General features: G+C 31.4%; 16 protein-coding genes. 7 read left to right on the top strand and 9 right to left on the bottom strand.

What is annotated here, in order from left to right:
- Positions 1 to 138: 138 nt before the first annotated feature.
- On the top strand, positions 139 to 1,899 hold the full coding sequence (locus tag AADI82_RS02985; protein WP_341214987.1) for an aromatic amino acid hydroxylase: 1,761 nt from the start codon (positions 139 to 141) through the stop codon (positions 1,897 to 1,899).
- Positions 1,900 to 1,991: 92 nt separating this feature from the next.
- On the opposite strand, the gene AADI82_RS02980 is transcribed toward AADI82_RS02985, so the two are convergent.
- Complete coding sequence (locus tag AADI82_RS02980; RefSeq protein ID WP_341214986.1) at positions 1,992 to 2,744, bottom strand: enoyl-CoA hydratase/isomerase family protein; 753 nt, start codon at positions 2,742 to 2,744, stop codon at positions 1,992 to 1,994.
- Between the two features lie 116 nt (positions 2,745 to 2,860).
- Between AADI82_RS02980 and AADI82_RS02975 the strand changes: the two genes are divergently transcribed.
- Positions 2,861 to 3,166 carry a rhodanese-like domain-containing protein gene (locus tag AADI82_RS02975; protein WP_341214985.1) on the top strand — a complete coding sequence of 102 codons (306 nt, stop codon included), beginning with the start codon at positions 2,861 to 2,863 and terminating at the stop codon, positions 3,164 to 3,166.
- 31 nt (positions 3,167 to 3,197) lie between these two features.
- Here the strand turns inward: AADI82_RS02975 and AADI82_RS02970 are convergent, their stop codons facing one another.
- The 8 genes from AADI82_RS02970 to alaS all read right to left on the bottom strand — a co-directional run bounded on the left by AADI82_RS02970 (position 3,198) and on the right by alaS (position 14,648).
- Entirely contained in the window at positions 3,198 to 4,133 is a 936-nt protein-coding gene (locus AADI82_RS02970) for a pyridoxal-phosphate dependent enzyme (RefSeq protein ID WP_341214984.1), read from the bottom strand.
- 9 nt (positions 4,134 to 4,142) lie between these two features.
- Positions 4,143 to 4,757, bottom strand: a complete 615-nt coding sequence (locus tag AADI82_RS02965) for a DUF4230 domain-containing protein (protein ID WP_341214983.1) — start codon at positions 4,755 to 4,757, stop codon at positions 4,143 to 4,145.
- A 264-nt stretch (positions 4,758 to 5,021) separates the two neighbouring features.
- Positions 5,022 to 5,672 carry a response regulator transcription factor gene (locus tag AADI82_RS02960; RefSeq protein ID WP_341214982.1) on the bottom strand — a complete coding sequence of 217 codons (651 nt, stop codon included), beginning with the start codon at positions 5,670 to 5,672 and terminating at the stop codon, positions 5,022 to 5,024.
- Positions 5,673 to 5,682: 10 nt separating this feature from the next.
- Positions 5,683 to 7,773, bottom strand: coding sequence for a tetratricopeptide repeat protein (locus tag AADI82_RS02955; RefSeq protein WP_341214981.1), 2,091 nt, complete (start codon positions 7,771 to 7,773; stop codon positions 5,683 to 5,685).
- Between the two features lie 531 nt (positions 7,774 to 8,304).
- Entirely contained in the window at positions 8,305 to 10,203 is a 1,899-nt protein-coding gene (locus tag AADI82_RS02950) for a PQQ-binding-like beta-propeller repeat protein (protein ID WP_341214980.1), read from the bottom strand.
- A 20-nt stretch (positions 10,204 to 10,223) separates the two neighbouring features.
- A complete protein-coding gene (locus AADI82_RS02945) occupies positions 10,224 to 10,745 on the bottom strand; it encodes a DUF6252 family protein (protein ID WP_341214979.1) in 522 nt (173 codons plus the stop codon).
- Between the two features lie 147 nt (positions 10,746 to 10,892).
- Positions 10,893 to 11,858, bottom strand: coding sequence for a GSCFA domain-containing protein (locus AADI82_RS02940; RefSeq protein ID WP_341215000.1), 966 nt, complete (start codon positions 11,856 to 11,858; stop codon positions 10,893 to 10,895).
- 174 nt (positions 11,859 to 12,032) lie between these two features.
- On the bottom strand, positions 12,033 to 14,648 hold the full coding sequence (alaS, locus tag AADI82_RS02935; protein ID WP_341214978.1) for an alanine--tRNA ligase: 2,616 nt from the start codon (positions 14,646 to 14,648) through the stop codon (positions 12,033 to 12,035).
- A 220-nt stretch (positions 14,649 to 14,868) separates the two neighbouring features.
- On the opposite strand from alaS, the gene AADI82_RS02930 reads away from it, so the two are divergent.
- From AADI82_RS02930 to AADI82_RS02910, 5 genes are all read left to right on the top strand, one after another.
- Complete coding sequence (locus AADI82_RS02930; RefSeq protein ID WP_341214977.1) at positions 14,869 to 15,840, top strand: M23 family metallopeptidase; 972 nt, start codon at positions 14,869 to 14,871, stop codon at positions 15,838 to 15,840.
- Positions 15,840 to 16,169 carry a MerR family transcriptional regulator gene (locus AADI82_RS02925; RefSeq protein ID WP_341214976.1) on the top strand — a complete coding sequence of 110 codons (330 nt, stop codon included), beginning with the start codon at positions 15,840 to 15,842 and terminating at the stop codon, positions 16,167 to 16,169. The genes AADI82_RS02930 and AADI82_RS02925 overlap by 1 nt, the downstream gene beginning before the upstream one ends.
- 63 nt (positions 16,170 to 16,232) lie before the next feature.
- Positions 16,233 to 16,820 (top strand): LemA family protein, encoded by a 588-nt coding sequence (locus tag AADI82_RS02920; RefSeq protein ID WP_341214975.1) that lies wholly within the window; start codon positions 16,233 to 16,235, stop codon positions 16,818 to 16,820.
- Positions 16,820 to 17,257: a TPM domain-containing protein gene (locus AADI82_RS02915; protein ID WP_341214974.1), complete on the top strand. Its 438-nt coding sequence runs from the start codon at positions 16,820 to 16,822 to the stop codon at positions 17,255 to 17,257. Before AADI82_RS02920 ends, AADI82_RS02915 begins: the two co-directional genes overlap by 1 nt.
- 7 nt (positions 17,258 to 17,264) lie before the next feature.
- Positions 17,265 to 18,113 carry a TPM domain-containing protein gene (locus tag AADI82_RS02910; RefSeq protein WP_341214973.1) on the top strand — a complete coding sequence of 283 codons (849 nt, stop codon included), beginning with the start codon at positions 17,265 to 17,267 and terminating at the stop codon, positions 18,111 to 18,113.
- Positions 18,114 to 18,197 lie beyond the last annotated feature (84 nt).

The raw sequence follows: 18,197 nt of genomic DNA, 5'->3' as shown, positions 1-18,197 counted from the left end.
AACCAATTATAGAGTTATAAATATATGGAATTCTTATTTCAAACCTTAAAATGGTTTATTTAATTTTTAATAAATCATTTTTTGACTAGTTTTTATAGAGAATTCGTATTTTTACATCAAGTTATATAAATAAAAATTATGTCGAATACCATAGAATCTAATGTTATTTTAAATCGCTTACCAAAGCATTTAAAACAATTTATAAAACCTCAAAATTACGACGATTATTCGGCTATAGATCAAGCAGTTTGGCGTTATGTAATGCGTAAAAATGTCGATTTTCTAGCAAAAGTCGCCCACAAATCCTATTTAGACGGTTTAAAACAAACAGGGATTTCTATTGATAGCATTCCCAACATGTACGGTATGAACCGCATTTTAAAAGATATTGGTTGGGCAGCAGTTGCGGTAGATGGCTTTATTCCGCCTAATGCCTTTATGGAATTTCAAGCGTATAATGTTTTGGTTATTGCGAGCGATATTAGACAATTAGAGCATATTGAATATACACCTGCTCCAGATATTATTCACGAAGGTGCAGGACATGCACCTATTATTGCAAATCCTGAATATGCGGAATATTTAAGGAGGTTTGGAGAAGTTGGCTGTAAAGCCATTTCATCGGCTAAAGATTACGAGTTGTACGAAGCAGTAAGGCATCTTTCTATCATTAAAGAAGCACCAAATTCTAAAGAAGATGATATCGCTTCCGCAGAAAAAAAGGTTGAAGACTTGCAAAAAAACATGGGTAAACCCAGTGAAATGGCACTGATAAGAAATCTACATTGGTGGACGGTTGAATATGGCTTAATAGGAACCGTAGAAAATCCAAAAATATACGGCGCTGGTTTATTATCGTCTATAGGAGAAAGCGCTTGGTGTATGACTAATGAAGTTGAAAAACTACCTTATAATATTGAAGCTACTTATAAAGATTTCGATATTACAAAACCACAACCTCAACTTTTTGTAACTCCAGATTTTGCACATTTAAGTCTGATATTAGAAGAATTTGCAAATACTATGGCATTGCGTAAAGGTGGGCTTTCGGGCGTTAATAAACTCATTCACTCCCATGCATTAGGCACTGTCGAGTTGAGTACGGGCATACAAATTTCTGGTGTGTTTAGCAATGTTATTGAAGACGAAGGGCAACCTATTTACATTCAAACGAGCGGTGAAACAGCATTGGCATATCGAGAAAAAGAGTTGGTTGGACATGGTATTGAAACGCATACTGAAGGATTTGGTTCTCCAATAGGGAAACTAAAAGGCATTAATCTTGCTATAGAAGATATGAGTCCCCGCGATTTAAGTGCTTATAATATTTATGAAGAAAAAGTTATATCTCTAGAATTTGAAGGTGGTATTATCGTTTCTGGTGAAATCATAACTGGTAAACGAAACCTACAAGGAAAAATAATATTAATTAGTTTTAAAAATTGTACCGTTACACATCACGACACGCTTTTATTTAAACCAGAATGGGGTATTTACGACATGGCTGTTGGAAAATCTATTGTTTCGGCTTTTTCTGGACCAGCAGATTTGAATAGTTTTGATTTAATTACACATGTGCCATCAACACAAACCATTCATGTTAAAAAATCTAGTGAATTACTTAAACTTGAAGCACTTTACAAACAGATTAGAGATTATAGAGAAGGCAAAAACAAAACCATTTCTAGAACTAAAGTTTTAGAAGAACTTATAGAAAATCATCCTAACGATTGGCTATTACCTATTGAACTTTACGAATTGGCTTTTATAGGAAATGAAACTAAATTATGCGAGAGCATTATAAATCATTTAGAAACTATTAAACAAAACAGACCCGAAGTTGGGCGTTTAATTGATGATGGATTGGGGATTGTGAAAAAAGGAACTGTTGTAAAATAGGTTTTTCGTCGCTCTGAACTAGTTTCAGGGTCACATAATTGAAAAATCATGAGATTCTGAAACTAACTCGGAATAACGTAACAATACTCAATTTATTTAAACCGGTTTAAAGTCTCTTTAGTAAAGGTACTCAAAACCAAGTTACCACTAATCTCGGCACGTTCAATAAGTAATTCATCCCAATACGCTGTATCTTTCCAAAACACATCTTTCATTTCTTTTAAAGCTTCAGGATTATAACTTGCTAGTTTTTCCGCTAAAATTTTTACAGCTTCATCTAAAGCTTCAACGGTATCAAAAACATCGGCATATAAGCCTTTTTCTTTTGCAAATTTCGCCGTAAAAAATTGTTCTGCATTAATCGTCATTTGCGACATAACTGTTTGTCCCATTTTCCGAGACACTGCTGGTTCAATAACAAAAGGACCAATGCCAAGACTTAATTCGCTTAATTTAATGGCTGCATATTTGGTTGCCAAACAATAATCGGTTGCCGCTGCTAAACCAACACCACCGCCAACTGCTTTTCCTTGTACACGACCAATAATCAACTTTGAGCATTTTCGCATTACATTTATAAGATTTGCAAAACCTAAGAAAAATTGCTTTCCAGTTTTGGCATCATCAATTGCAATAAGTTCTTTAAAACTGGCACCAGCACAAAACGTTCTGTCTCCCCCACTTTTTAAAACAACAATTTTAATTGCATCGTTTTTTTCAGCTTCAACTATAGCTTGCTCTAGCTTTTTAAGATTATCGCTAGGCATCGCATTATGCTCTGGATGGAAAAACTCAATATATCCAACTTGATTTTCTATATTTAGTGTTACGTAAGGCTGCATCATTTACTTATAAATTCTAAAGGTTGAATATACACAAAAATTTATTCAATTATCCTTTTGGTAACTGATGTTACATTCATTAATAAAAATTAAAGAATCTTTGCACAAACAAAATAAACATGGGATTATTAGATTTTCTATTTGGTAATAAAAACAATATGATTAAAGATTTTCAAACAAGAGGGGCTATTATTATTGATGTACGTACGACTGGTGAATATAACCAAGGCGCTATTAGCGGTTCTAAAAATATGCCACTACAAACTATCAACTCAAAAATTAATGAGATTAAAAAATTAAACAAACCCGTTATTACATGTTGTGCTAGTGGTATGCGTTCTGGTAATGCTGCAGGTATTTTAAAAAAACATGGTATTGAAGTTATTAATGGTGGTGGTTGGACGAGTTTAAATAACAAATTATAATTATCAACTCAAAGAATAGGTGCTTTATTTGTTAAAAAGGAAGATTAGATAAATCTACATTTCCGCCAGAAATTATTACACCAATATTTTTATTTTTTATAGTTTCTTTTTCTTTTAAAAGTGCAGCAAAAGCAACAGCACTTGAAGGTTCAATGATGATCTTCATACGCTCCAAAATGAGTTTCATGGCATGAATTATTTCATCTTCTTCAACACGTATAATTTTTTCAACATGCTTTTTTATAATCGGAAAATTTCTATCGCCTAAATGGGTTCTCAGTCCATCAGCAATGGTATTCGAGGTTTCATTTTTTTCAATACTCCCAGATAGTAACGACCTGTAAGCATCATCAGCTTCTTTTGGTTCGCCCGCAATAACTTTACAGTTTTTAGAAAAATATTTTGCAGCCAATAATGTTCCAGCTAACAAACCACCACCTCCAACAGGTGTAAAAATATAATCTAAATCGGGATATTCTTCTAATAATTCTATAGCAGCAGTTCCTTGTCCATGAATAACATCATCATCATTTGACGGGTGAATAAACGTAGCTCCTTTTTCTATTCCAATTTTATAAGCTTCTTTTTCTCGTGCTTTAATATTCGATTCGCATTCAATAATAATCCCTTCATAAGTTTTTACTGCATCTTTTTTTACCTGAGGCGCATTTTTAGGCATCACAATAAAAGCTTTGACTCCTATTTGTTTTGCTGCCAACGATAAAGCTTGAGCAAAATTACCAGAAGAATGTGTTACCACGCCTTTACTTTTCTGTGTGTCTGTTAAATTTAAAATAGCATTGGTAGCACCTCGCATTTTAAAAGCGCCCATTTTCTGAAAGTTTTCGCATTTAAAAAAAACATTTGCATCGCATAAATTATCTATTAATTGCGAAGTTAAAACTGGGGTTCTGTGAATGTATGATTTTATACGATTGTGGACGTTTTGCAAAGTAATTTTATTCATAATTGAGAATTACAATTTTAAATTTTGAAAGGTGTCCAACGATTCCATTTGTGTTTCGTTATATTTCAATGTCCAACCTAAAGAATTGGTTAAAATGTAAAACTTTGAGAGTTCGCTGATTAATCTGTTTTTCGCATTCGCTTTTAAATCGGAGGTTTCTAATTTTTTAGCTAATGACACTTTAACTGTGTTTTTTATATCGTTGTAATCTTTAGCTTCAAAAGGATTAAAAAAATCGGATTGCATATCGTAATACTCCAAATCTGGATTTATTTTTATTTCTTCTTTTGGAATACTAATTATTTGAAGTGTTTTTGTGGCTTCATCAATTTTAAATTCAATTTTACTTAAATCGTAAGCTATCGTAACTTCAGCATTTACAACAACTAATGCCTTTTTATCTGAAGTTAAATATTCTCCAAAAATTTCTTTGGAGTTTTTATAATTAAAAACTTCGCTAAAATGCCCTTCGGTAACAATAAGCTTACCCACATTTTTAATTTGTTTTTGAATAAGTGCCGAACTTTCTTGAAGTACTATTTTATCTTCTCTTTTATCTCCACAATATTTAAAAGTGAATAAAATGACTAATGTGATAACGACACCAAATAGAATTTTTCGCATGTACTAATTTAGAAATATTTTTAAGAGAAAAGAAACTTTATTAAAACTGAAGAATTTATAAAAATGAGATTCCCGCTTTTACATGAATGACAATTTCTACTATTACCTATCGCAAGCTTCTTAGAAAATTGTTTAAAACAAAAAAAACATCAGTTTTCTTCGACATAAGAAGTCTAACTAATGTTATAAATAAACTAACTAACGGTACAAATATATAAAGTTATAAGAGAACCAATGTTAACTATAGGTTAAACAAATATTAAGTTAAATGATATTGTTTTTTTTAGCTTTTTGTACTGCTTCTAATTTGTTGTGTACTTGTAGTTTTTTATAAATATTTTCAATGTGTTTTCTTACTGTGCCAACTGATAAAATAAGATTATCGGCAATTAGATTGTAACTCAACCCTTTGCTTAATTGTTCTAAAACATCTATTTCTCTCGGAGTAAGTGTGATGCATTCTTGCTCTTCAATATAACTTATTTTAATAGGGTCTCTAAGTAGTTTTAACGTTTTCATTGCAATAGAAGGATTCATTGCAGCACCGCCATTTAAGGTTTCTAAAATACCATCGTATAAATTTTTGGCTTTTATTTCTTTTAGTAAATAGCCATCTGCTCCAGCTTTAATAGCATTAAAAATATTTTCATCATTATCAAAAACGGTAAGCATGATTATTTTAATGTGCGGATATTTATTCTTAACAAGGTTTGTGGCTTCAATACCATTTAAAACAGGCATTTCAATATCCATTAAGATCAAATCGATATTATGATTTTTTTCTAGTTTTCGCAATGCATCTTTCCCATTTATAGCCGTAAACTTAACATCTAATTCATCAAAAAAAGACAATTTTTCTTCAACCATTTTTATTAAAAAAGAATTATCATCAACTATAGCTAGTTTAATGTTCATGCTTATAAAATTACACCGTTAATTTTACTAATGTCCCTTTGCCTAAAATACTTTCAATATTAATATTAGCACCAATATCTTGTGCTCTCTTTTTTATATTGTTTAATCCGTTTCCTAATTCAGCTTTAGTTTCATCAAAACCAATACCGTTATCATTTATAGAAAATTGCACCCCTCCTAATTCCTTTTTTATATCTACATTTATATTTGATGCCTCGGCATATTTTATCGCATTATTTACAGCTTCCTGAATAATACGATAAATATTCATGCCTTTAACCGATGAAAATTGTAAGTTGTTATAAAGCGATTGATCAATATTAAAATTAAAGCTGGTTTTATTAGCAGAAACACTTGCTTTATCAACAAAATTTGATACTCTGGCTTGTAAATCTTCTATTGAAATTTCACTTTTATTCATTGCCCAAATTGTATCGCGCAATTCGTAAATCGTGTCTTTAGTAAACTCACTAATAGTTCCTAATTTATTATTTAGCTTATCGTTAGTTATTTTAAAACCATATTTTAAATTATCGATGGAAGAAATTATAAAAGTGAGTTGAGCACCTATATTATCGTGTAAATCGCGAGAAATTCTTAAACGCTGTTCTTGTAATCGGTTTTGAGTTTCAATTTTTACCAAAGCCTCTTTTAATTCACTCTCTTTTTTAAGTTGTGCGTTTTTTAGCTTTTGTTGATTAAATAGTAAATATCCTAAAATTGATAAAACTACAGCTAAAATAACAAGTCCTATTATTTGGGTGTTTTTTCTATTAAGATGTAATTCTTTTTCGGCTAAATCTGCTCGTTGCGAAAGGATTTCTCTTTCTTTTTTCTCGGTTTCGTATTTAACTTCAAATTCTGAAATTTTATCTTTTAAAGAATTTTTTGTTAAATCTTTTTCAATTTCATATTGTTTTTCAAAATAATCAAGAGCTTTTGAATACTTATTTGTTTTTTTATAGAGTACTGACAAATTTTTATATAAACTTGCCATATCTGAAGGATTCTCTGCTTCAATAATAAATGGCATAGCTTTAAGAAAATAAGTTTCTGCCATATTGAGCTTATTTATTTTAAGGTAGTTAACGCCTAAGTTGAGATAAGTAACTCTTAATGTTTGATTATCTTTAGCTTTTTTAGCTTGTTCAACAACCGATTCATAAATTTCAATGGCTTTTAAAGGTTTGTTTCTAACAGTTGCTAATTGAGCCATACCTGTTTTTGAGAATAAAATTACTTTACCATAATCAACTTCTTTGGATTTTTCAATCGCTAATTCATAATGCTTTTCAGCTTTTACATAGAGTAAAGTATCATTATTCTTTTCACCAATTTCTTTATACATCCCAGCTACATTAAACAAACTATTTGCTACATCTACCTTACTCTTTCCATTTTTCTTTATTTCTAAGGCTTCTAAATAAAACTCTAAAGCTTTTTCATATTCTTTCATATCTTCATATATCAGCCCTATATTATTGAAAGATTTTCCTAAAGATGTAGAATCATTTAACTTTTCAGCTAGTTGAATAGCTCTTTTATGAACAGTAAGCGAGTTCTCTGCTTCACCCAAATAAGACATAGCCAATGCTTTGTTATTTAGAAACCTCAATTGGTCCTCTTTATTATTTTCATCTTCTGCTAATTGAAGTGCCTTCTGGAAATTTTCTAAAGCAGTTTTGAAGTCTCCCTTATAAAAATTAAGCACTCCAAGATCTCCATAATATTTAGTATATAGATCGTAATTAAATTCTTCTTTTAATTTATCCCAAGTTTTATAGTAATATGACATTGATTTTTCATAGTCTCCTTTTATAATATAAAATTGAGCGTACTTTAATAAACTATGTATATATATACTTTTTAATTCATTATCATTATCAGTTAATTTTAAAGTCTTTTGAATATATACTTCTGCAGAATCTTTATTCAATTCAAAATACTCATCCACAAGATTATTTAAAGCATTGGCTTTTTCTTTTAGAATTTCACTAGAACTAACAACAGTTTTTAAACTATCTATTCTTATTTGAGAACTTTGAGAAAAACAATAATAACTTGAAATTAAAAATATGAATGAGAGTAATCTTTTTTTCATAAAAACCAATTAATTATGTTTCTCAAATATAAACTTTTGAAATAAAATAAGCTCTTCCATTATTTTAAAAATCCGTTCTTGTAATGATTTGCTCAAACTATCTATAAGTGTAAATCTCTGATTAATAATTTGTTTTTTTTGAATTTCAACATTCAATTGGTTTTGTAAATCAACATAACGTTTTCGGTATATCTCCTTTAAACTTATTGTTATAAGAAGCGTTCTTAAAATGAATAAAACTAAAACGATTATAGCAGCAAATACAAGGGTTTCAAAAAACAAATACAGCTCCATGATTATAATTTGTAAAATTAATAGAGTTAAAATGGAGGGAATAAAAAAACACCAATTACAAATCATTTATAATGATTGTAGTAACTGATGTTTTTTGATTTGAACTGATTAATAGCATTTTAAATCTACAATTATAAGTTTAAGATTAATTAATTTTTCGATAAAAGCGTTATAAAAAAAGATTAAGCGCAATAATATTAACTATTACGCCTAATCAACAAATCTCAACAACAAGATTTATTTTTTAAGGTCGTAAGCATAAATGGTTTCATCATTAGCTTTGTAATACAAATAACCTCCAAACTCATCCACTTTATATTCTGGTTTTTTATCTTTTAAAAGAATTTCTTTATCAACTTTACCAGTATCTTTATTTACTTTTACTAACCCAACACCACTATCAAGTTTTGTTAAAATAAACTGAGAATCCTCGGTAGCTGATGTCGCTTTAAAGCGCTCAGACATCATTTTAAAGGAAGCATCTGCAATAGAAGCAAACATATCTGAAGCTCTTTTAGCTTCTTTGCCATAGTCGTTATAATTTTTTAAATCATTACTACTTCCATAGCCTGTTCTATTAGCTCCTGCGGAGGCAGCGGTAGATACTGCTGCAACCATAGATGCCGCCGCTACAACACCACCAACAATTTTCATGAAGCCACTTTTCCCTGGAGATTTGTGATACTCGTGGTACACTTCTTTTCCGTCACTATCTAACAACATCATGTTTTGCGAGGAGCTTAAAAACATATTACCATCTCGAATCTGCATAGCGTTTGCCGATTCTTTCTCTTCAAAATTAACATCTGCCAGTTCTGTTACTTCTCCAGAACTAGCGTCTATGGCATACACGGTTTCATTTGCAGCAATAAGATATCTGCTTTTTGCACTATCAAATGTTGAGGCTACTGTGGCAGAATTTTTGTATTTTAATGGTTTTTTCCAGACTTGTTCTCCTGTTTCCAGATTAACTATATTGGCATCTTCACTGGTTATATAAATTAATCCTTGAGGTGATTCTGCCATTATCATTATGTTTTCACCTGTTTTTAGTGGTTTTTTAAATAATGTTTTTCCATCAAATGATATTTTATTAATTCCTCCTTGCTGAATACCAAATAATATACCATCATCCTGCACATAAAAGTGTTGCACATAGCCTTTTGTTTTAGGTGCTTTTTCCCATAAATCCTCACCAGTTGACGCACTTAAAAATGCAATTTCTGATTCATTTTTCTGTGAAAACACACTACTATCTCCACCATCACTTTTATCACTTACTACAGCTAAGCCTTGTGGTAGTATCTCAAAATTAGAAACAAGTCCTTTTACTTTTCTATCATCTTGCCATAATTCCGCACCGTTTTTCCCTATTTTATGGATACGCGTATTTTTCCCATTGGATGTCGTCTCAAAACCATAAATTTCGTTTTCGGCTTTATCAGCAACCATCCAATTTATTCCTTTTACTTTTGTAGTCCATAAATCTTCACCAGAATGCGATTTGGCTATTAACCCTTGAGCTGTTGGAATAATTAAAAAGTCCTTTAATAGTAAAGGTATCCCTGTTACACTAAAATCTTTAGCTATGCCAACTCTTCCTGGTTTATCTAAAAAGAAACTATAATCTAATTTTTGAGTACTTAAATTGTAAACAGCAACTTTTGGTGTCATTTTTTCAAATTTATCGCCTTCTTTTTGAATACCACTAATAACAAGTTTGTTCTGTGGTAATACAACATTACAGGTATAAACTTGATTCCAATTATCTGTTTCTGAGTTAAAAATAACTTTACCCTGAATATAATCGATTACGGCACGTTTGGTTTTTGCAATTCCAGCAAATTTAGATCCAGCACCTTGAGAGACCACAATATATGGCGAACCTGGAATAAACTGTGTTTCTTCTGGCTTAAGTTGCCCAAAATTATTGAATGTAAATACGGGTTGGGTTTCCGTTGGTTTTATCCCTACCAAACCATCGTTTGTAGCAACCACTAGTACACCACCAATGGTAAGAGTCATTTCGTTTATTTTGGCACCAAGATTATAATTATTATCTGGTGTCTCTGCTTTTTGTGCGTTTAATATTAGCGAACCTGCCAATAGAAAGACTAGTATTTTTAAATGTCTCATTGTTGAATTTGTTTTATGGTTTATGATGTTTTCTTTTTAAGATTAAATGATCCTTCGGTGATACTTTTCGTTGTATCATCTTTACTATTTTTAGCTGTAAAATTGAAAGTCCCTTTTATATCGGTATCGGTCTCTTCTGATATTTTAATCTCTCCTACATTTCCAGAATCCTGAAAAGGGGCTGACCATATTTTAGATTCAGTCGGATTGCTTATATTAGGCTCTATATAAGTAGCAGAAACAAATACATTACTGTCTGTAAACTTGTAAGTTCCAACACCATCATAGCCATTAACAATAATATTAATTCCTTGAGACGTTGTGTTTCCTTGAATAACTAAAGTAGTTTGTCCACCACCAGAAGTTAATTGTGCAAATGATGTGATTTCTAAAGAAGTAAATGCTACTCCTTCAATTTTTGCAGTAATGGTTCCTGAACCAGCTACTCCGTCGTTTCCACCATCGTCATCGCTTGAACATGATGTAATTGTTAGTAATGACCCCGCCATTACAAATAGCATAATTAGTTTTAATTTTCTCATTTTTTTAAAATTTTATTGTTGATAATGGATCAAAATTGCAATTTTATGAGAATGAAGTCAATACGATGAATTACGTATATTTAAAAACAAATCTAGACCGCTTCGCTTTTAAAAAACAAGAATAAAGACAAATAAATGACTTTTAATTTAGAATGAAATATTTGGGAATTGAGACTGAAGTATTTTTACTTTAGATTCTAAGCTTTGAAGAAATTTAATGTGTAATTCTGAATTTGGGTTGAAAGGTGTGTGCAGTAATCCTTTTTGAATCGTATCAACGTTTCCCATAGTTTTAGAAGCTTCATCTGAAACCCAAACACTCTGAAACTTCTTCCAAATATAATTGATTGCTACTTGGTTTGGATGTAGCATATCTTCATTATAAAAACGATAATCACGAAGTTCATCCATCATAATTTCATACGATGGAAAATAAAGTGATTGACGATTAACGATTGATGATTTTTGATTTAAGACCTGATGCATTGCAGAAATTAAATGCGCTTTACTTTGTGTGTTTTCAACAAAGCCATCTTTTACATGTCGTACTGGGGAAACTGTAAAAATAATTGAAGCCTCTGTATTTACACTTTTAATTAATTCGAGTATATTTTTTAAGGATTCAAAGACAGCATCAACAGACATTAACTCTTTAATGAATTGTTTCTGAGGTACTTTATGACAATTAGCAACTATTTTATTGGTTTCTATATGATTATAAACCCAAGCTGTCCCTAATGTGATTATTATGTGTGTTGATTTACTGATTTGTTTGTTTGTTGATTTTATTGCAAGATTTAAATCTGCTAATAAATCTTCTTTTGAAGTATTACTTAACTTTGAATGTGCGTCAAAACAATGCCATTGTTCATTATGCAAAAAAACATCATTTTCAGAATATACTTTTCTGTTAATAACATTTACTATTAAAGTTTCAATGGCTTTTGGGTGAAATAAAATACCGAATGGATTTTGAAAATTCTGAAATTTAAAGTATTCTAATTTCTTCCCCATATGCTCTACAAAGCAAGAACCCAATAATAGAACGTTAGAGTTATAATCTATTTGATTATTAGATTGCTTTTCTAATGGTATTTGTGTTTGTAGCTTCATAGAATTAATATTCTGTAACATTTTCTACTTTTCACACACTAATATAAATAACAGTTAAGAATTATAAATATGAAAAATAATAAAATCAAATATGCATCATTAAAACATAAATTTTTAAAATTTTACAGATGTGAAATAAAAACGTTCAATAAAATTTTAGGAATTAAATAACTTCTAATTTAAATAAGCTCTAGCTTTTTCTAAAGCCTCACTAATTCCATCTGGATTCTTACCTCCTGCTGTTGCGAAAAAAGGTTGTCCACCACCACCGCCTTGAATATATTTACCCAATTCTCTAACTACTTGTCCTGCATTTAACCCTTTGCTAGCTACTAATTCTTTTGAAATATAACAGGACAAAAGTGCTTTTCCGTTTTGCTCAGTAGCAAATAACAGGAATAAATCATCAAACTGACTACCCAACTCGAAAGCCACATCTTTTAAACCAGCGGCATCCAAATCTAGTTTTTTAGCTAAAAACTGAATCCCATTAATATCTTGTAACTCGCTTTTAAGCTCTCCTTTTATATTCTTCGCTTTATCTTTTAACAAAGCCTCTATTTGCTTTTTAAGATTTGCATTTTCATCTTGTAAATTTTGCAATGCTTTAACAGGTTCTTTAGTGTTATTAAGCAAATCTTTCATTTCAAAGTAAGCACGGTTATTTTCAAAGTAAAAATCTTTAACCGCATCGTTTGTAATAGCTTCAATACGACGTATTCCTGCAGCCACAGCACCTTCCGATACTATTTTGAAATGCCAAATATCAGCTGTATTTTTCACATGTGTGCCTCCACAAAGCTCTATAGATTTCCCAAATCGAATAGCACGAACTGTATCGCCATATTTTTCACCAAATAAACTCATTGCACCTTCTGCAATGGCTTCTTCTTTAGGGATATTTCTTTTTTCAATCAACGGTAATTTTCCATCAATTCTTCTATTTACAAAATTTTCAACATCTCGTAATTGCTCAACTGTTAATTTTGAAAAATGAGAAAAATCAAATCGTAAATATTTTGAATGCACCGCAGACCCTTTTTGCTCAACATGTTCACCCAAAACCTCTCTTAGTGCTTGATGCAATAAATGTGTTGCTGTATGATTACACTCGGTTCTGTAACGTTGTTTGGCATCAACAACGGCTTTAAAAGTTTCATTAAGATGCTTTGGTAAGTTTTTAGTAAAATGAATAATAACGTTGTTTTCCTTTTTGGTGTCTAGGATATAAACAACATCGCCATGTGTATCTTCTAAATAACCTTTATCGCCAACTTGTCCACCTCCTTCGGGATAAAATGGCGTTAAATTAAAAACCAATTGATACATATCGCCATCTTTTTTGGAAGTTACTTTTCTGTATCTGGTTAATTTTACGTTAGCTTCAAGCGTATCGTAGCCTATAAATTCTTCTTCGGCATCGTCTTTTAAAATCGTCCAATCGTCCGTAGACATTTCGCTGGCTGCACGCGAACGATTTTTTTGTTTTTGAAGGTGTTCATTAAAACCTTTTTCATCTAATTTTAAGCCTTTTTCAGAAAGAATTAAAGCCGTTAAATCTATAGGAAACCCATAAGTATCATACAATTCGAAAGCTTTTTCGCCTGAAACGGTATCACCTTTGGTTTCTTCAACTATTCGGTTTAACAATACCAACCCTTGGTCTAAAGTTCTTAAAAACGATTGTTCTTCTTCTTTTATAACATTTTCAATCAATTGTTTTTGAGCTCTTAATTCTGGGAAAGCTGTTCCCATTTTATTACTCAACACACCAACTAATCTATATATAAAAGGTTCTTTTTTATCTAAAAACGTAAAGCCATAACGTACAGCACGACGTAAAATTCTACGAATAACATAACCTGCGCCTGTATTACTTGGTAACTGTCCGTCGGCAATTGAAAACGCCACAGCACGAACATGGTCAGAAATAACACGAATAGCAACATCTGCTTCTTGGTTTTTACCATAATCTTTTCCTGTAATGGTTTCGATTTCGCGAATTATTGGTGTAAAAACATCGGTATCGTAATTAGATTGCACGCCCTGTAAAACCATACAAAGTCGCTCGAACCCCATACCAGTATCAATATGTTTATCAGGAAGGTTTTCTAAACTTCCATTGGCTTTTCGGTTGTATTGCATGAAAACTAAATTCCAAATTTCTACAACTTGTGGGTGATCCATGTTTACCAAATCTTTTCCATCAACCTTAGCTTTTTCTTCTGCAGAGCGAATATCTACATGAATCTCACTACAGGGGCCACATGGACCTTGGTCGCCCATTTCCCAAAAATTATCTTTTTTATTGCCTTTTAAAATACGGTCTTCAGAAATGAATTTTTTCCAAAAATCAAAAGCTTCGGTATCCATAGGGAGTTTATCAGCATCATCACTTCCTTCAAAAACAGTAACATATAAAATATCTTTATCAATGCCATAAACCTCAGTAAGCAACTCCCAAGCCCAAGCTATAGCTTCCTTTTTAAAGTAATCGCCAAAACTCCAATTCCCTAACATTTCAAACAACGTATGGTGATATGTGTCGTAACCAACTTCTTCTAAATCGTTATGCTTTCCTGAAACACGAAGACATTTCTGAGAATCGGCAATACGGTTATTTTTAGGATGAGCATTTCCTAAAAAATATTCTTTAAAAGGTGCCATTCCAGAATTTACAAACATCAATGTAGGATCGTCTTTTAAAACCATAGGTGCCGACGGCACAATGCTGTGTTTCTTTTCTTCAAAAAAACTTAAAAATTTTAATCGAATATCTTGTGACTTCATGTACTTTTATTGTAAATCTTGTTTCTGTTAAATTACTCTTAATGCGAAACAATTTTTATATTTATACTGCAAATTTATTTTAAATTTAGGACAGCATGAACCTACTATTGAAATAATATTACAAAACATAAGATAATTTTTTTGTAGGTTTGTTCGTTTGCATATTAAATTCAACCTCTAATGTTGAATTTTCAATTGCAAAAATAGTATAATTTAAACAATGAGTAAGGTAAAATATTATTACGATTCTGATTCGCTATCCTATCGAAAAATTGAACGCAAAAAAAGAAAAACATTTGCTTACATTTCTCTATTTCTTTTAGCCTCTTTTTTGTTTTCATTTATCCTTTTTTTTATAGCCAATTTATACATTGAATCACCTAAAGAAAAAGCTTTAAAAAGAGAGCTACAAAACGCACAGTTACAGTTTGAGTTGTTGAATAAAAAAATGGATGAAGCAGAAGCAGTACTTGCTAATGTTGCTGATAGAGACAATAACATTTATCGCGTTTATTTTGAAGCAAATCCTATACCAGATGAGCAACGTAGAGCAGGCTTTGGTGGTATTAATCGTTATAAAGATTTGGAAGGTTTTGATAATTCCAAATTAATTATAGAAAGTAATAAACGTTTAGATATTCTACAAAAACAAATTGTAGTGCAATCTAAATCTCTAGATGAAATTACCGTATTAGCTGAAGAAAAAGAAAAACTTTTAACAGCAATTCCTGCCATACAACCTGTTAGTAACGAAGACCTAACACGTATGGCTTCTGGTTATGGTATGCGATCCGATCCTTTTACCAAAGTTAGAAAAATGCATTGGGGCATGGATTTTACAGCCCCTAGAGGTACACCTGTTTATGCTACTGGCGATGGAATTGTAAAACGTGCCGATGCTGGGTCAAGTGGCTATGGCAAACATATTAGAATAGATCATGGTTTTGGTTACGTAAGCTTATATGCGCATTTATATAAGTATAATGTAAAAAAAAACCAAAAAGTAAAACGTGGTGATTTAATAGGTTTTGTTGGTAGTACTGGTCGTTCTGAAGCGCCACATTTACATTACGAAATATTTAAAGATGGTACACGTATTAACCCAATAAACTTTTATTACGGTAGTTTAACCGCTGAAGAATTTAGCAAATTATTAGAGCACGCATCGTTAGAAAATCAATCATTAGATTAATGCATATAGATTTACCAGAAAAAAGATATTATGGCATTGGTGAAGTAGCCAAAGCTTTTGATGTAAACACCTCACTAATTCGTTTTTGGGAGAAAGAGTTTGATGCACTTAAACCAAAAAAGAACGCCAAAGGCAATCGTAAATTTACGCCTGAAGACATTAAAAATTTAAAACTCATTTATCACCTTGTAAAAGAGCGTGGTTTTACTTTAGAAGGTGCTAAAATTCATTTAAAAGAAGGCAAAAAAGAAACTTTAAATAATTTTGAAATTATTAGTAAGCTTGAAGATGTAAAAAATCAATTGACAAAAATTAAAAATCATTTGTAACATTTTACGTTTATTTTCAACTTATCTATTGTAACGTTTAAACAACTAAAAAACACTACTACTATGAAGAAATTTTTACCATGGATTATTGTAGCAATTATAGCCATTGGAATCTACTCTTGGGCTAAAGGATTTAATAATACGGCTGTAGAATATGAGGCTGATGCCAAAACAGCTTGGTCAAAAGTTGAGAGCGCATACCAACGTCGTGCCGATTTAATTCCAAACTTAGTTGCTACTGTAAAAGGTTATGCAGCACATGAAAAAGAGACTTTAGAAGGTATTATTAAAGCACGCTCTGAAGCGACAAAAACCACTATAAATGCTGGCGATTTAACCCCAGAAAAAATGGCTCAGTTTCAACAAGCACAACAGGGATTGAGTGGAGCTTTATCCAAATTATTACTAACAGTAGAACGTTATCCAGATTTAAAAGCAGATAAAAGTTTTTTAGAATTACAATCGCAACTTGAAGGTACCGAAAATAGGATTAACGTAACAAGAGATCGTTTTAATGATGCTGTTAATAAATACGATATTTACACTACAAAATTCCCTGGAAAACTATTAGCTAGCCTATTTGGTTTCGAAGAAATGGCAAGATTTAAAAGTGCTTCAGGTAGTGAAAACGCTCCAAAAGTAGAATTTTAATGTCTGAGATTGAGGCTTTTTTAACCGCTAGTGAAGAACGCGATATTGTTGAAGCTATAAGGTTAGCTGAATTAAATACATCTGGCGAAATAAAAGTTCATATTGAAAAAACGGCAAATGGCGATGCAACAAATCGTGCTTTGGAGGTTTTCCATACTTTAAAAATGGACAACACCAAACTGCAAAATGCTGTATTAATTTATTTAGCTATCGAGGATAAAAACTTTGTCATTTATGGTGATATTGGTATAAATAACGTAGTGCCACATAATTTTTGGGATAGCACTAAAGATATTATGCAATCTTATTTTAAGTCAGGAAATTTCAAACAAGGTCTTGTTGAAGGCATTCAAAAATCTGGAGAACAACTTAAAACGTATTTCCCCTATTCAAATTTAGACACTAACGAACTTTCAAACGATATTTCTAAAGGCTAAGTTTAACATGCAATACTTAATATTAACTATTAAATCATTCATAAAAAAAAGGACACTTTTTACAAGTTTGCTTTTAATCGTTTTTGCATTTAGTTTTTCTTTTGCTCAGTTTGATATTCCTGATAAACCAAAATTTCAAACTAGTGTTTACGATTACATTAACTTGCTTTCAGCATCACAAAAAAACAGCTTAGAAAAAAAACTTATAAAATATTCTGATACCACTTCAACTCAAATCGTTTTAACAATTATCAGTTCAACTAAAGGCGAAAACATCAATTTTCTTGGAGCTCAATGGGGTGAAAAATGGGGTATTGGACAGGAAAAAGAAGATAATGGTATCTTAATAATTCTTGCTAAAGATGATAGAAAAATAGGTATAAATACTGGAGAAGGCATAGAATATCTTTTAACAGATGCCTTATCTAAACGTATTATTGAGCGCGACATCATACCTTATTTTAAGCAAAATGATTATTACGGAGGTTTAAATAAAGGTATAGAATCTATTTTTGAAGTTTTAAATGGTGAATATCAGGGCACTCGAAAATCATCAAATAACGAGTTTCCAATTGGATTTATTTTTATTCTACTTTTCATATTTATCATTATTCTAATTTCTATTTCTAAAAATAGAAGAAATGGAGGTAATGGTGGTAATAGAGGCAATAGATCTAACGGCATTGATATTCTTGAAGCCATTATTTTAAGTAATTCTGGACGCGGAAGTTACAGACGAAACTCTGGAGGTTTTGGTGGCGGCTGGTCTTCTGGTGGAAGTAGCAGCGGTGGCGGATTTGGTGGAGGCTTCGGTGGCGGCGGTTTTAGCGGCGGCGGCGCATCTGGTGGTTGGTAGTGTTACTCTATTTAATAAAAAAGTTGCGCCTTAAAAAACTCAAAACATAACTAATCGATTTTAAAATCTATGAAACCCTCTATC

The sequence above is a fragment of the uncultured Wocania sp. genome, assembly GCF_964021735.1.
GTDB lineage: Bacteria > Bacteroidota > Bacteroidia > Flavobacteriales > Flavobacteriaceae > Wocania_A.
The sequence above is the reverse complement of the archived record's forward strand: the minus strand, read 5'-3'. Positions and strand labels throughout refer to the sequence as shown.